Origin of the sequence: Pseudodesulfovibrio sp. S3 (assembly GCF_004025585.1) — a bacterium.
Taxonomy (GTDB): domain Bacteria; phylum Desulfobacterota; class Desulfovibrionia; order Desulfovibrionales; family Desulfovibrionaceae; genus Pseudodesulfovibrio.
On the sequence record NZ_QTZO01000011.1, the window covers coordinates 86,082 to 101,023 of the forward strand.

Below are 14,942 nucleotides of genomic sequence, written 5' to 3' on the forward strand. Positions count from 1 at the left end.
CCTTGTTCCAAATGATTAGTTCGCTTCAATGACGCCAATGGCAACATCGGGGCAGACGATACGGCAAACATTGCATTTAATGCATTTTTCGGGAGCAACCTGAACCACGTAGGCATAGCCCTGCGGATTGAGCTCGGTACCGATGGCAAGGGTTTGCTTGGGACAAGCATCGACACACAGGCCGCAAGACTTGCAACGCACGCTCTCAATCAGATGCAGTTTCATTTTCTTGCTCATTTGCAAGCCTCCTTTTCCGCAGCCGCAACGCCGGCGTTCAGGGCCTGGATATTGATTTCAAGTAAAGCGGCTTTCTTTTTCCCCATGGCATCGGTAAGAGCGGCAACAACGGAATCGATGCCCAACATGCCGGTGGTTTTAACCACGGCACCCAGCATGATGATATTGGCCACACGCACATTCCCCATGTCCTGGGCCATTCCGGAAACAGGCAGATGCACTTGTGTCACCTCAGGGCGGGTCAACACCTTCTTGACCATGGAACTGTTTACAAACAGCACCCCGCCTTCCTTCATGCCTTCCAAGGTGGCCTGATAGATGCTTTCACTCATGGCCACACCGATATCCGCGTCGGACTCGACAATGGGGTTGCCAATGGGGGTGTCGGAAACAACGACAAAGCCCGTGGAGTCGCCGCCACGCTGCTCAACGCCGTAAGTCTGGGTCATGACCACTTGCTTGTCTTCTTTGATGCCGGCATAGCAGGTGAGCTTTGCCATCAGCGCAGCACCCTGACCGCCGGAACCTGAAAATGCACACTTATACTTCATCGCTTTTCTCCAATTCATTTTTGAAAATCTGAGGTTTGAAGTAGCTGAGGGTCTCTTTGGCGGCGTAGGCGTATGCGTCGGGCACCGACAGGTGGAGTCCGGTCGGACAAGGCGAAATGACTTCCACGAAGGCGAAGCCCAAACCCTTAACCTGACACTCGAAGGCGTTGCGGATACTCTTGGCGGCCCTGTTGATGCTCTTCACGTCAACAACGGTTTCCCTGGCGAGGTAGGCAACGCCCTTCATTGCCCGCATCATCTCCGGCACCAGCAGCGGATAGCCATGGATATGGACATCTCGCCCTTTGGTCGATGTGGTGGTTACCTGTCCTGGAATGGTCGTCGGGGACATCTGCCCACCGGTCATGCCGAACACGGAGTTGTTCACCATGATGCAGGTGATGGGCATACCGCGGTTGGCGGCATGCATGATTTCATGCAGGCCGATGGCGCTCGTGTCGCCGTCACCCTGGTAAGTGAACACGACATGATCGGGCATAGCGACCTTGTACCCAATAGCCGTTGCCGGAGCACGTCCATGTATGGCCTCAATGGCGTCTACTTCCAGATAGTGGTGCGAAAAACCGCCGCAGCCGATGCCAACCACGGACATGGTTTTTTCCCGAATCCCCATGGATTCGATGGTCTCGGCCACCAGACGGGTGACAATTCCGTGTCCACAGCCCGGGCAATAACTGGTAAGCTTATCAAATTTCAGCGTTTCGCCGTAATAATCTGCTAATGTCTGCATGCTACTCTCCCTCAAGCAATCTGCTGGCTTCGCGGGTCATATCCGCCAAGGTACACATGGGGATGTCTCCACCGGTCTTGCCCAAGAAATGCACCGGCACTCTCCCGTTTACTGCCAGACGCACATCGTCAACCATCTGGCCGTGATTCATTTCCACAACCAAAATGGACTTCACCGAAGCGGGGATGCTCTCGAAGGCTTTGTTCGGAAAAGGCCAGAGCGTGATGGGACGGATGGATCCTACGCGCTTTCCCTGGGCCCGGAAGGATTCGACCAGGTCCTTGCACATGCGTCCGTGGATGCCGAAAGCGACTACAAGCACTTCTGCATCGTCCACTTTCTCCTGCTCCCACATCTGTTCGTTTTCCGAGATTTCAACATACTTACGGCGCATACGTTCGTTCATCTCGTAGCCCTGCTCATGCGTGTAACTGCCGGTGAGAAGGAACCGTTTGGGATGGTCTGCCGTGCCGGTGTAGGCCCAGCTGGAGGTGTCGAAATCTGCCGTATAATCATACGGTTCGTCGAAAGTCGTAGTTTCGGTCATCTGGCAAGTGACGCCGTCGACAACGAAAAGAACCGGGGTGAGATAGGTCAGGGCCAGCTTGATGCCGTGGGGCATGAGCTCGGCAATTTCCTGTCCACACGAAGGCGCAAGCACGATAACTCGGTAATCGCCGTGACCTCCGCCGCGTGTCGCTTGGTAATAGGTGCTCTGTGCACCGATGATGTCACCGTCACCGGGACCGACGCGCATGGCGTCGAGCATAATGCATGGCAGCTCGCCAGCTGCCATGAAACCGATTGCTTCCTGCATCAACGTCATGCCGGGCCCTGAAGAGGACGTGGCACCCAGTTTGCCCGCACAGGCATAGCCCGCCAACGCATTCGACACGGCCAGTTCACTTTCCATCTGCACCATGCGTCCGCCTACCTCAGGCAGCATTCTGGACGTATACTTCATGACGTCCGTAGCCGGGGTAATCGGGTAGGCAAAGTGGCAGCGTATCCCGCAGCGAATCATGCTTTCGGCGAACGCTTCCGTGTTTTTCAAAAACAGTGTTTCTTTCATCCTGACTCCTCGCAGAGTTTAAAGGTATCGGCGCTCGAAGGCGCTCTTTTGGCTTCTGTTCCGCATTGCGGTATGCCGTACCGTTCTTAAAAAATATTTACAGGGAAAAAAATCCGGATGTCAACAAAAAAACTTGAATCCTTGATTTTAGTCGAAAAAGCTTCGTTTTTCAGAATCTTGAACGTATTACATGGGGTAAATCAGTAAAAAATATGCTGAGGCATCTTTTTTTATACCGCAAATCAGATTATCCCCCCATCTTCAGAGGGGCGAAAAGGGATGTTTTTTTGATCAACAAACGTCATAAATTACAAAAACGTCAGAACTGTTGTTTTCCAAATATGTTAACATTCCGGGAATTATTTTTTGAGATGGAGGTATAGAGGTCAGCCTATGTTTGCATAGATATCTGCCACTTTCTATTTGTCCAATCTATCAAACAAATAGCAGGCGTCTTTGAATCTCGATCATAACACCATGCGGGATGATGGGCCGAAAAATTGATTTCTCGCCATTATGAACCTAGCTAACCGCAGGTATATGTTGTACAGCATCAACCTCGAACGATTTATGCACTCGTCCGGACGCTGCAGGAGCTTCAGGGGAGGGTGAAGGATTGGCCCGTTTCAAAGCGGGGTCGCACGCCTTGCCATGTGGGGCCTTCAGCACATCCTGCCCAACGCGGACACGGTTCTGTGCATAGACTTGTTTTTTTCATTACAACTACATGTATAGTGCTGCCGGTTGAATATCAGCGATAGCAGGGGAGGACCATATGGCGAAAGGCACCAAAAAATATTACGAAATCACAGCAATTACAAAGGCTTGTTCTGTCATTGAAATGCTTTCGACAAAAAAGTCATGGGAGTTGGCAGAACTGAGTCGAATAATGGACCTACCCAAGACCACCGTACACCGCATGCTCCTGACCTTGAGCGATAACGGCTATGTCCTTCAGGAAAAAGAACGAGGCGAATACAGCCTCACCTTCAAGCTGTTCTCCATCGGCAGCCGCATGTTGCGGCACTCCAGCATGGTGGATGTTGCCCGCCCCTATTGTCAGGAACTTTTGAATGCGGTGGACGAAACGGTCAACCTATGCGTTGCTTCCGGCACACAGATGCTCGTGGTTGACAAGCAGGTCACCTCGCAAATGCTGAGGCAGGATTCCATCATCGGCAGTTCCTTTCCCTTATTCCAGTCCGCATCCGGCAAGATCTTTCTCGCTTTTGCCGAACAGGAAGAATCCGAACGGGTGATCAAACTCATCAAGGAACAGTCCTGTTTCCCAGACACAGACAAAGCAATGCAGGATCTTCGTGCCGAGTTGGAGGCAGTTCGCCAAACCGGACTGGCCTACGATTATGAAGAAGTTTTCAAAGGTGTCCGCTGCACGGCTGCACCCATTTTCGACGTTCAAAACAAACTCGTGGCAACCCTGAGTGTTTCGGCCCCCACAGCGCGACTGAATGAAAAAACCTCTGCCCACATCAAAAGCAGCATTATCCGAGCAGCGCAACAAATCTCCATGAGGCTCGGGGCTTCCCCCGCATGTCTTCCTTTCGAACAAAACGTATAGCGGCATACGGGCAAGAAAAAAGCTCGCTGAAACGCCTTCAATGCGCGAGCTTTTTTCTTGCCCGTTTTCCCGATTCGCGTGCGGTGCCCCTTGTCGAAGGCAACGCCCACTCAGTGCTCCCTTCACCCTGCTGACAGATCTTCGCAGTTCCCCGTGGAGGGCTCCCACACGCGACAAGAAATTGCGGGGTGGCATGCCTATCCCCCGTCCTCACAGCCCTCAGAATCAGCCTCCTTCCGAACCGATGGCAGGACGAGTGACTTCCCCATGAAATGCCAAGACTTCTCATGTTATTACAGGTAGAGATTCTTATAGCTCAGTATTTTTTCTGATAACCATTCAAAAACTGAAAGCAGGCCAATCCGGCCTCCTTATTCTCCTATCCTTTACAGGGCCACAATCGGGCAAGTTGTGAATTGACTCTGGCTGGTATCGGTGCTTCAATGTCACGGTTCATTGTACATATATTCATATAACAATGTCTCGGAGACCCTATAGGACACATCGCATGTCAAATCATACCATGGAAGAAATTGAAGAACTGTTCGGCCGACTCCTGGATGTCGACTTGCCCGTGCCGCCCAGTGCGGATGTGAATGCGGCGTTGCGGCTGGTGGACTGCATGGAATCCAAGGGGTTTTCCTTCAAGCTAACGGACCTGGCCCCCAAAAGCCTCTATGACTGCCGATGGCGGGCGACATTGACCCATGGCAAGAGGGAATTCTCTGCCGAGGATACCCAGCCCGCAGTGGCCATTTGCATTGCCGCGGCAGCCGCCCTGACCGGGCAGTCGGATACGTAATCAGGTGTCGGAGAAATGATGCTTCAGCCGAAAGGAGATTGCTGCCATGTTCCATGATGGCCCTTCGTCTGAGCAGTACCAGGCAATCCTGGAAAGCATTTCCGACGGCGTGTTCACCGTGGACACGGACTGGCGGATCACTTCGTTCAATAACGCGGCGGAAAGGATCACCGGCATCCCCCGCAAGGAAGCCCTTGGCAGGCGTTGCTCCGACGTGTTTCGTTCTTCCATGTGCAATGACCTGTGCTGTCTGAGGGAGACCCAACGAACGGGTATGGCGCAGATTGGGCGCACAGGGTACATCATCGACGCGGCGGGCAACCGCATTCCCATCAGCCTGTCGACAGCCGTCTTGCGTGATGCAAACGGCAAGGTCATCGGCGGGGCCGAGACCTTCCGCGACCTGAGCGAAGTCGAAGCCCTGCGAAACGAGCTGGAAGGCCGCTTCCGCGTGGGCGATCTGGTCAGCCGCAGCCCTCGAATGCAGCGGGTATTCTCTTCACTCGACCCGGTGGCCGCCAGTTCGAGCACCGTGCTCATCCTCGGCGAAACCGGGACCGGCAAGGAACTCATCGCCCGCACCATCCACGACCTGAGCCCGCGCAAGGACGGCCCCTTTGTGGCCATCAACTGCGGTGCTCTGCCCGAGACCCTGCTGGAATCGGAACTGTTCGGCTACAAGGCCGGGGCCTTCACAGGGGCGACCAAGGACAAACCGGGCCGCTTTGCCCAGGCTGCGGGCGGCGTCCTGTTTCTCGACGAAATCGGCAACATCAGCCCGGCCATGCAGGTACGGCTGTTGCGGGTGCTCCAGGAACAGGCCTACGACCCACTGGGCAGCGTCGCACCGGAAAAGGCAGACGTGCGCATCATTGCCGCCACCAACAGCGACGTGGCCGAAATGGTCAGGCAAGGGACGTTCCGCGAAGACTTCTACTACCGAATCAACGTCGCCCGGGTGGAACTCCCCCCCCTTCGCCTGCGCAAGGAGGACATCCCGTTATTGTGCATGGACTTCATCCAGTATTTCAACGCGCTGCAAGGCAAGCAGGTAGACGGTCTCGCATCCGAGACCCTTTCCCTGCTCATGATCCACTCCTGGCCGGGCAATGTCCGGGAACTGCGCAACATCATTGAGCGCGCGTTCATCGTCTGCCATGAGGGATTGATCGAGCCGGGCCATCTTCCGCCAGACTTTTTCAGGATGACCGGCACGGTTGCAGCCCAAACATACGGAGGACTGGCCGGCGCGATAAAAAAACTGGAAATTCAGCTTATTCGGGATGCAGTCTCGCGCAACCAAGGCAACCGCCTTGCCGCCGCCAGGGAACTCGGCATCCATAAAAGCACCTTGTTCAGAAAAATCAGCCAATTGGGTATTGACCTGCCTACCCGCAATGACAAAACGGGTCTGGATGGCCCGGACCAGAGGTAGCGAAAATGCGACCCCAACAACCCGGGAGAGTAGCAACAACGCGACCCCATGGACACCCCCTCCACTCTCCTCTTGCTATCAATTTTAGTTCAAGAACAGGGTGTTGCAACAACAAGAGCGCAATGGTGCGACTTGGCACGGTTGATGCTTTTCTGTTTGGCAAGGAGCAGAGCCGACATGAATGCAGCTTTCAGCATATGGGAAGAACGAATCGCACCGGTCTTTGACGTGGCCTCTCAAGTGGCCATTGTCGACGAGGAGTCGGGCGACACTGAACCCGACCGGATATCACTGACCTGCCATGTGCCTGAGACAGTCATTTCCACTCTTCTCGGACGCCGGGTGTCCATTCTGATCTGTGGAGCCATTTCAAGACCGCTTCACGACACCTTTGTTTTACGGGGCATAGCGGTTCATCCCTTTGTTGCCGGAGAACTGGCAACGGTGATCCGGGCATGGCGGGAAAAACGGCTGAAAGAGGATTGTTTTCGCATGCCGGGCTGCGGATATGCCGCAGATCGTGCACATGCCGGAGGCCATGGACAACGGTTCCGCCGGAGGGGCGGTTCGGGGTTGCCGTACGGAGCATCCGTCATCCCGACCGAAAACGCCATGTGCCGCTGCCCCATGTGCGGATACGCACTCGTGCACGAACCGGGCGTGCCCTGCTCAAGGCAACGGTGCCCCAACTGCCACGCGCCAATGGTGCGGGCGTAACCGTAATACAAGGAGGCAATCATGCCACGCAGAGACGGAACAGGACCTAATGGGATGGGCTCGCGCTCAGGGCGCGGTCTTGGAATGTGCACCGGGGTCAACGCGCCCCGCTTCGGCGGAGGATTTGGCGCTGGCTACGGCATGGGCGGCGGCATGCGCGCCCGCAACGGCTCCGGCTTCGGATTCCGAGGCGGCAGGGGCTACGGCGGTGGCCGTGCATGGGGAAACACCCCTGCCTTTGGCGGCGGGTATCCCATGGCTCAATCATCCCTGGAAGAACGCGCAGCCACCCTGGAAGCCGAGCTGAAAACCCTGCGCCAACGTATGGCTGAAATGGAAAAGGAAAGCGCTGAATAGCCTTTCCCAAGACAACCTGTTTATGCGGCGGTGTACCCCATACACCGCCGTAAAACCTTATAAAATCATGGATTAAACAATGGCCGACTTTGATGTTTTCGTAGACGATTTGCAACACCAGATTAACGAACAGGCAAAATCCGCCTATGGCGAGAAGGCCTTTGATCGGTGGTGTAAAACACCCCATCAGGGGAAACCGCCCGCCACGAATTGCCAAGGAACATCCACAGGCAAATGCGGCGACACCATAGACATCTTCCTTCACATCGAAAACGACGAAGTACGCGACGCCGGTTTTCTCACCAACGGTTGTGCATCCAGCATAATGAGCGGCTCCATGGCTGCCGAGCTGGCCCTGCTCAAACGGTGCGACGACCTGATTTCCGTTACCGGCGAAATGATTCGCGACAGCCTTGGCGGATTGCTCAAGGATGACGAACACTGTGCCTGGTTGGCGGCAAACGCCCTGCACGACGCCGTGGGAGATTATTTCAAACGCAGCATACACCAAACCAAAGGGACTGGAAGCAACACTCCCCCAACGGAGGCATCATGACCAAGATAGGCATCATCCGCTGTGAAAAAAACGAGAAAACCTGCCCGCTCACCGGATGCATCACCTGCCTGGAGCAACGTTCCCAAGCGTTCGGGTCCTATGACCAGACCCGACTGGCAGGCGTTTTCACCTGCCGCTGTGACGAGGACAACGTGGAAGACCTGGCCCGGATACTCAAGGCCAAGGGAGTCGAGGCCATCCACGTTCCCACTTGCCTGTTCGCCAACAAGGTGGACGGCAAATGGACCCTGGACGGCGGCGGACTCTGCGACAAACTCGACACGCTGCTCGACCGCATGCGCAACGCCTCCGGGCTTCCCTGCATCCAAGGCACGGCCCACCTGCCCGAAGGGTTTGTGCCTGAAGTTTGATATTGTCTGCCTTCACCCTTACCAACCGAGGAGTTTACCATGCTCATGACCGATCTGCTTTCCAAGGAACAATGGACTGATTTTGAGAAAAGCCTGCACAACGATTGGGGTTTCAATGCTTGCGCCTACGACTCCAAGGGCATGACCTTTACCGGCTTCAAGAACTTTGTTAACCCGCTGTGTGCCGAGATCAAATCCCACCCCGAAGGCATCCAGGCCATCTGTTCGGTGGCGCACCAGAACATGGCCCGGCAGGCGCAAGCCACGAAGAAAACCGTCATCGAACAATGTGACGCAGGGCTGCTCAAGATTTGCACTCCGATCTTCGTGAAGGGTGAATTCATCGGCATTGTGGGCGGCTGTGGCCGGTTGCCCCAAGACTCTGAGGTCGAGACCTTCACGGTGCACAAGGCCATTGGCGTGCCCCTTGAAACCCTGGAGAAACTGGCGCAAGAAGTACCGACCATCACCATGGAAAAAGCCCGGAATGTGGCTGCTTTCCTGGAAGGATTTGTGGCAGATATCCCCGCCGCCTGACATTGGCGCACATCCACGAACACTCACGACGAATCCAGAGAGGACACCTGCAATGGACACTGCACTCACCGAGGAACTGACAATGTTTCTCGACACATGGTCAACGGACCCCAATCGGACAAAGCCCTGTTTCCTGGCCTTCAAGGAACACCTTGAAAGCCTGGACGGCGTTCTCTTCAATTTCATAGCCCGCCCCGGCATCACCTATTCCCTTCGAGTGGCCCATGCCAATCAGCAAAAGCGGGGACTCTTCGCCATGGTGGACATCATTGATGACGACCCGGCCGATCGGTGGCTTTCGGTCTGTTTCTACAATGAACTGGTGGACGACCCAAAGGGGTTGGGAGACGAAGTCCCAGGCGGCCTCCTGGGGGAAGATGCCAAGTGTTTCGATTTGTACGAATCAGACGATTCCAAGATGGAATACATCAAGGACCGTCTCTGCGCCGCATGTGAAGCCGCATCCAGAGAGCACTAACCGGGCAGCAAGAAACCCAAGGGCCAGCCGCCATGGTCCAATGAACTGACACTCTAGAAATCAAATACGGGGACACGGCTCCCCTCTGCGCAATTCAAAGCGGATAGAAGGAAGGCGAACGTCGACATTGCCGACGATCGCCCTTTCTCTATCCGTTGCCGAAGCGGCCCGCCAGGGCCGAACTCCGATTCTCTACCGCCGTATTCCACAAGCTTGGCCAAGCCCCAGCCTTGGCAAGACTATCAAGCTACGGCACAATAAATACCTCTTCTTTTGGCAATATTGCCACATTCTTGCGAGATCTTTTTTTCGTGCAAAACCCTGCGAAAACAAGGGATAATACGGTAAATCGGATAAGATATTCGCATTCATGTGCAGGAAACGGCACCGGCACACGGCTTGCATTTCCACACATGCACTTTCACGCAACCCCGACTGAGGCAGCCGACAATCAACCCTTTCTCATTCCTGTCGATAAGGAAATCTCATGCCAAGCAACAAGGCAATCTTCAGCAGCATTCCCATTCCTGCGATTCTCTTGTCCCATGAAGGAAGCATATTGGAGTCGAACAAATACGCACAGACTCTTTTCTCTGAAGCAGGGAATCCAGACAGCATGACCAAAACCATACAAGATTGGTTGGGTGATGACGTAACAAGCTTCATAAAAACCACGGACAACACTGCCACCGTCGAGCGAATCTTTGAAAAAACCGGATATTGCCCCAGACGCTTCAAGATCAGCATGTCCAAAGTCGACTGCTTCGGGTTGAGGCCGGAGGCCATGGTCATATGCACTGACATCACCGAACGGTTCAAGGCCGAGGAAAAGATAAACCATCAAATGGAGATCATCAATTCCTCGAATGACGCCATGTTGTCCATATCCCTTGACGGGGCGATCTTCTTTGCCAACAGCAGTGCCTCGGAACTCTATGGTTATCCCACGGAAGAGTTGCTCGCCCGCTCCATCTACGATCTGACCCCGGCACACCTGAAAGACGAGATGCTTCAGGTGCTCAAAGAGGTAAAGGACGCCTGCCATGTTGTTCGCCTGGAAACGGTCCGGTGCAATCGAAAGGGACACGAGTTTCCGGTTTCGGACTCGTATTCGCCCATCGTGTCCAACGACAGGACCACTGCCGTGTCGCTGGTTTCCAGAGACATATCTGAACGCAAGGAGTCGGAACTGGCTCTCAGCACAAGTCACGCCAAGCTGCGAACCATTCTGGACGAAACGGTCAACGCCCTGTCCATGACCTTGGAGAAACGGGATCAATACACTGCGGGACACCAGCAAAAAGTGGCTTGCATCTCCCATGCGATAGGGCTGGACCTGGGACTGGATCAAGACACATTGGACTCCATCCATATCGCCGCAGTGCTGCATGACATCGGCAAGATATGCATTCCCATGGCCATCTTGAGCAAGCCTTCAGCCCTCTCGGTCAGCGAAGCGGGCCTGGTGCGGAATCACCCCGAAACCGGCCTCGACATCATAAAGGATATCCCCTTCCCTTATCCCGTGGGGGACTTCATCCACCAACATCATGAGCGGATAGACGGCTCAGGGTACCCGGAAGGGCTCAAGGGAGATGCCATCTCTCTGGGGGCACGGATCATCGCCGTCGCCGATGTTCTGGAAGCCATGGGTGCACATCGCCCGTACCGACCTGCCTTGGGACTTGAGGCCGCCCTTGATGAACTGAAAACCTATAGTGGCATCAAATACGATCCAAATGTTTGTAGTGCGTTATTCGGCATTGTTGATCAGGGGGTCATCACTGCCCAAAAAGGAGAATTGGTCTTATGTCAGTCAAGATGAAGCTTATAGTCCTGCTCATTGTCTCCGTCAGCGGATATGCGCTCATTTTCACAGCCGATATGTTCGGCAAAAAAACGACCGCAAGAATGGAAAGGCTGGAAAAAGAAGCCTCGCAGATCGAAATATCCATTCTACAGTGCAGACGGCAAGAAAAAAACTTTTTGCAACGGCTCGATGAAAGCTACCTGGAAAAATTCGATGCAGCCTTTGCTCAAGCCGAACAGTCTCTTACCACCATACTCAACGAAGGCACGGAAATAGAAAAGCCGCTTGCCCATGCCAAGAACCAGCTTGAGAGCTATCGAAGCTCTTTTTACAAGCTGGTTGAAATCACCAAAGCCATCGGCCTGACAGAAACTCAGGGCTTTCGCTGGCAATTCATTGCTGCGGCCCGCGCCATGGAAGCCCAGTTCAAGACCCACTCCGAAGACGCGATACTCATCGCCCTGCTCCAGGTGAGGCGTCAGGAAAAAAACTACATGATCAGGCATACGCCGAAAGAGCTGGATGCGGTCCACAAGAAAACAGCGGAGCTGACACGTCTGGTCAACAGTATCGACGTCGATGACGAGGAGCGCATGTCCATGTTGAGCGCGCTCACCACGTACATCACCGCCTTTGACAACTACACGAAAGCCCGGACCGAGAGTCAGGCAATCACCCAACAGCTTATCGAGAACACCAAAGTCCTGGACCCGATCATTACAGACACCCGCAACTATTTCACATCAATGAAAAAACGCTCCGATCAAACTGTCTCTACATGGTTGATATCCATCGAGTTGATCACGGTCCTGGCAATAATCCTCATATCCATTTGGGTTATTCTATCAATCACACGCCCTCTTGCCTCATTGACGACCTATTCCAACACTGTCGCAAGCGGCGATCTGGACGCTGCCCCCCATGGCCGTTTCCAAGCCGAATTCCGCGTATTATGCACCGACATCTCGAACATGGTTAAGGAACTCAAGCAGCGCCTCACCGAAGTCGAGGCCAAGCAGGTCGAAGCCCGGGAGCAAGCACACAACGCTCACCAGTCAATGCTGGAGGCCCGCAAACAGCAAGCGCATGCCGTTGTACTGCGGGACAAGATGAAAGATTCTGCGACCAGGGCGGAGAGCTTCACTCTCCGGGTCACGCAAAGCGCCGAAGAACTCTCAGCCATGATTGCACAGGCAAAACAGGGGGCCGTGCTTCAGACTGAACATATGCAGCAGACAGCCACGGCCATGGAGGAGATGAATTGTGCGGTCCTCGAAGTAGCCAAAAGCGCAAGCGAGGCCTCAATGAATGCCCAGGAAACCAAGTCCAAGGCGCAAAACGGAGCACAGCTCGTGGAAAGCGTTGTCGCGGCCATCTCCAGGGTCAACGACCACACCGACGAAATGCGCACCGGGATGGAAAACCTGGAACAACAAGTCCAGGGCATCGGGCAGGTAATGGATGTCATCAGCGAAATAGCCGACCAAACCAACCTCCTGGCGCTTAATGCGGCAATCGAAGCCGCACGCGCCGGAGATGCCGGACGAGGTTTCGCAGTGGTCGCGGACGAGGTGCGCAAGCTGGCCGAGAAGACCATGTTGGCCACGCAGGAAGTGGGATGCAGCATCGAGGCTATCTGCGCCGCCTCCGAAGCCAACATCGACAACACCCGTGCCGCCGTTGAGGCTGTGGAGGAAAGCACGCGGCTCGCCATAGCAACCGGGGAGTCCCAAAAGGAAATCCTGAAGCTGGTGGAACTCAACACCATGCAGATCGAAGGGATAGCCTCTGCCTCGGAGGAACAATCCGCGACTTCGGACCAGATAAATATCGCCGTCATCGAAGTGAACAACATTGCGGAACAATCCCTGGAAGGCATGAACGCTTCTTTCGCCGCAGTACGGTCACTGACCTCCATGGCTGAAGAACTCAAGGCCATGATCAAAGACATGCTCCGGGAAGAAACATCCGATTCTGCCCAAGCAACCATACCGGAGAGCGCTCTCGTATCAGCCGTCCCCTCCTCCATGAAAAGCTAGGGAAGTCTCTCGAAACAAAGAAAGGGCGAACGCCGGTAATGCCGACGTTCGCCCTGTTTGTTGGTTATGGGACGGTTACAGTTTATCCTTTGAGTCCGGCCAGCACCTTTTCGGGGTAGGCGGGCAGTTCACGGATACGTACACCGCAGGCCTGGTAGATGGCGTTGATCACTGCCGCATGGGGAGCGGAAAGGGGCATCTCACCGACACCGGAAGCACCGAAGGGACCGTCGGGACGCGGGGTTTCCACGTAGATGATCTCCATGTTGTCCGGGATGTCCTTGATGTACGGGAAGCCCGCACCGATCATGGTCGAATGCTTCTTGATGTCCTCGTAATCCTCGGACAGGGCCAGGCCGATGCCCTGGGCCACGCCGCCGTGGATCTGGCCGTCCACCAACAGGAAGTTGTTGACCACGCCGATGTCGGCCACGGTGGTCATTTTTTCCACGGTGGTCTTGCCTGTGGCCACCTCAACGGCGACCTCGGACATGAACACGCCGTACATGTAGCAGCAGAAGGGATTGCCCTGGCCGTTTTCGTCGCAGTCGTTGGCCGGAGCCGTCCACTTGCCCTCGTAGCGCAGGTCCAGCTTCTCGGCTTCCATCTCCGCATAGGTGCGGAAGGTGCCGTCGGGCTTCTTCATGGCAGCCACGAGCATCTCGCAGGCCACGCGGGTGGCCTGGCCGGTCACGACCTGCGAGCGGCTGCCGCCTGCCGGGCCTGCATTGGGAGCCAGGCTGGTGTCGTTCATGACCAGATGAATCTGGTCCGGGGTCAGGTTCATGGGACGCAGGGCCTCATGGGCAGTGCCCAAGGTTCCCATGTCCGCGCCCTGACCATGATCCTCCCAGCAGGAGTAGACAGTCACCGTGCCGTCAGGATTCAGCCCGACGTCAACCTGCGAGCTGTCCGGGCCGTCCAGACCGGAGCCGTAAACACCGAGGCTGATGCCGACGCCGCGCTTGATGTCGGCGGTGGAGTTCCTCTCGGCCCGCTTGACCGCTTCCTTGTACTTGGGCCGCAGGATGTCGAACATCTCAGGCAGCGAATAGACCTCGGGATCCTGGCCGGTGGGGGTGGTGGAACCCTTGCGGTAGACGTTCTTGTAGCGCAGTTCCAGGGGGTCCATGCCGAGCTTTTCTGCCAGCTCGTCCATGAGCACCTCAGACGGGAACTCGCTTTCAGGTGCGCCGTAGCCGCGGAAGGCCGCGCCCCAGGCGTGGTTGGTGCAGACGGTGCGTCCCTCGCCACGGATGGCCGGGATGTCGTAACCGGCACCAATATACTGGGCGCCGCGCAGGGTCAGCAGGTCACCGAACTCGGAGTACGGGCCATGGTCCACGGACCAGTCCGTTTCCATGCCCAGCAGCTTGCCGTCCTTGGTGGCGGCCATGCGCAACCAGGTGATGAAGGGCGAACGCTTACCTGTGTAGGTCTGCTGCTGGTACCAGGTGTAGTTCAGGAAGACCGGACGGCCCGTTGCCAGGGCGGCTGCGCCCACAAGGGCTTCCATGGTCGGACTGAACTTGTAGCCGAAAGTGCCGCCGGTCGGGTTCTGGACCAGAACGAGGTTTTCAGGCTCCACGCCCAGGCCCGGGGCGATCATGTACAGGTGCAGGTGCAGGCCGATGGATTTGGAGTGAATGC

Annotated in this window: 17 protein-coding genes; 11 read left to right on the forward strand and 6 right to left on the reverse strand. The window is 55.5% G+C overall.

Annotation, left to right across the window (positions count from 1 at the left end; translation table 11 throughout):
• Nucleotides 1-15: 15 nt before the first annotated feature.
• The 4 genes from DWB63_RS12530 to DWB63_RS12545 are packed head-to-tail and all read right to left on the reverse strand — an operon-like array spanning nucleotide 16 to nucleotide 2,611.
• Nucleotides 16-237 (reverse strand): 4Fe-4S binding protein, encoded by a 222-nt coding sequence (locus DWB63_RS12530; protein WP_128329182.1) that lies wholly within the window; start codon nucleotides 235-237, stop codon nucleotides 16-18.
• Nucleotides 234-788: a 2-oxoacid:acceptor oxidoreductase family protein gene (locus DWB63_RS12535; RefSeq protein ID WP_128329183.1), complete on the reverse strand. Its 555-nt coding sequence runs from the start codon at nucleotides 786-788 to the stop codon at nucleotides 234-236. Before DWB63_RS12535 ends, DWB63_RS12530 begins: the two co-directional genes overlap by 4 nt.
• Nucleotides 778-1,539 (reverse strand): thiamine pyrophosphate-dependent enzyme, encoded by a 762-nt coding sequence (locus DWB63_RS12540; RefSeq protein ID WP_128329184.1) that lies wholly within the window; start codon nucleotides 1,537-1,539, stop codon nucleotides 778-780. The genes DWB63_RS12535 and DWB63_RS12540 overlap by 11 nt, the downstream gene beginning before the upstream one ends.
• A gap of 1 nt (nucleotide 1,540) precedes the next feature.
• On the reverse strand, nucleotides 1,541-2,611 hold the full coding sequence (locus DWB63_RS12545; RefSeq protein WP_128329185.1) for a pyruvate ferredoxin oxidoreductase: 1,071 nt from the start codon (nucleotides 2,609-2,611) through the stop codon (nucleotides 1,541-1,543).
• A gap of 775 nt (nucleotides 2,612-3,386) precedes the next feature.
• Between DWB63_RS12545 and DWB63_RS12550 the strand changes: the two genes are divergently transcribed.
• The 9 genes from DWB63_RS12550 to DWB63_RS12590 all read left to right on the forward strand — a co-directional run bounded on the left by DWB63_RS12550 (nucleotide 3,387) and on the right by DWB63_RS12590 (nucleotide 9,443).
• Nucleotides 3,387-4,190 carry an IclR family transcriptional regulator gene (locus tag DWB63_RS12550; RefSeq protein WP_128329186.1) on the forward strand — a complete coding sequence of 268 codons (804 nt, stop codon included), beginning with the start codon at nucleotides 3,387-3,389 and terminating at the stop codon, nucleotides 4,188-4,190.
• 508 nt (nucleotides 4,191-4,698) lie between these two features.
• Entirely contained in the window at nucleotides 4,699-4,992 is a 294-nt protein-coding gene (locus DWB63_RS12555) for a hypothetical protein (RefSeq protein ID WP_128329187.1), read from the forward strand.
• A 46-nt stretch (nucleotides 4,993-5,038) separates the two neighbouring features.
• Nucleotides 5,039-6,427, forward strand: a complete 1,389-nt coding sequence (locus tag DWB63_RS12560) for a sigma 54-interacting transcriptional regulator (protein ID WP_128329188.1) — start codon at nucleotides 5,039-5,041, stop codon at nucleotides 6,425-6,427.
• 177 nt (nucleotides 6,428-6,604) lie between these two features.
• Nucleotides 6,605-7,144 (forward strand): hypothetical protein, encoded by a 540-nt coding sequence (locus tag DWB63_RS12565; protein WP_128329189.1) that lies wholly within the window; start codon nucleotides 6,605-6,607, stop codon nucleotides 7,142-7,144.
• A gap of 21 nt (nucleotides 7,145-7,165) precedes the next feature.
• Nucleotides 7,166-7,501, forward strand: a complete 336-nt coding sequence (locus tag DWB63_RS12570; protein ID WP_128329190.1) for a DUF5320 domain-containing protein — start codon at nucleotides 7,166-7,168, stop codon at nucleotides 7,499-7,501.
• Nucleotides 7,502-7,580: 79 nt separating this feature from the next.
• Nucleotides 7,581-8,057, forward strand: a complete 477-nt coding sequence (locus tag DWB63_RS12575; protein ID WP_128329191.1) for an iron-sulfur cluster assembly scaffold protein — start codon at nucleotides 7,581-7,583, stop codon at nucleotides 8,055-8,057.
• A complete protein-coding gene (locus tag DWB63_RS12580; protein WP_128329192.1) occupies nucleotides 8,054-8,428 on the forward strand; it encodes a CGGC domain-containing protein in 375 nt (124 codons plus the stop codon). The genes DWB63_RS12575 and DWB63_RS12580 overlap by 4 nt, the downstream gene beginning before the upstream one ends.
• 39 nt (nucleotides 8,429-8,467) lie before the next feature.
• Nucleotides 8,468-8,965, forward strand: a complete 498-nt coding sequence (locus tag DWB63_RS12585) for a PocR ligand-binding domain-containing protein (protein WP_128329193.1) — start codon at nucleotides 8,468-8,470, stop codon at nucleotides 8,963-8,965.
• 52 nt (nucleotides 8,966-9,017) lie between these two features.
• Nucleotides 9,018-9,443, forward strand: a complete 426-nt coding sequence (locus tag DWB63_RS12590; RefSeq protein ID WP_128329194.1) for a hypothetical protein — start codon at nucleotides 9,018-9,020, stop codon at nucleotides 9,441-9,443.
• A gap of 462 nt (nucleotides 9,444-9,905) precedes the next feature.
• Here the strand turns inward: DWB63_RS12590 and DWB63_RS17340 are convergent, their stop codons facing one another.
• A complete protein-coding gene (locus DWB63_RS17340) occupies nucleotides 9,906-10,190 on the reverse strand; it encodes a hypothetical protein (RefSeq protein WP_206613164.1) in 285 nt (94 codons plus the stop codon).
• Between DWB63_RS17340 and DWB63_RS12595 the strand changes: the two genes are divergently transcribed.
• Both DWB63_RS12595 and DWB63_RS12600 read left to right on the forward strand, forming a co-directional pair.
• On the forward strand, nucleotides 10,189-11,268 hold the full coding sequence (locus DWB63_RS12595; RefSeq protein WP_206613165.1) for an HD domain-containing phosphohydrolase: 1,080 nt from the start codon (nucleotides 10,189-10,191) through the stop codon (nucleotides 11,266-11,268). The genes DWB63_RS17340 and DWB63_RS12595 overlap by 2 nt on opposite strands.
• Nucleotides 11,253-13,292 (forward strand): methyl-accepting chemotaxis protein, encoded by a 2,040-nt coding sequence (locus tag DWB63_RS12600; RefSeq protein WP_128329196.1) that lies wholly within the window; start codon nucleotides 11,253-11,255, stop codon nucleotides 13,290-13,292. Before DWB63_RS12595 ends, DWB63_RS12600 begins: the two co-directional genes overlap by 16 nt.
• An 82-nt stretch (nucleotides 13,293-13,374) precedes the next feature.
• Here the strand turns inward: DWB63_RS12600 and DWB63_RS12605 are convergent.
• Nucleotides 13,375-14,942 (reverse strand): molybdopterin cofactor-binding domain-containing protein (locus DWB63_RS12605; protein ID WP_164879885.1); only part of this gene is annotated, 1,568 nt, incomplete at its 5' end.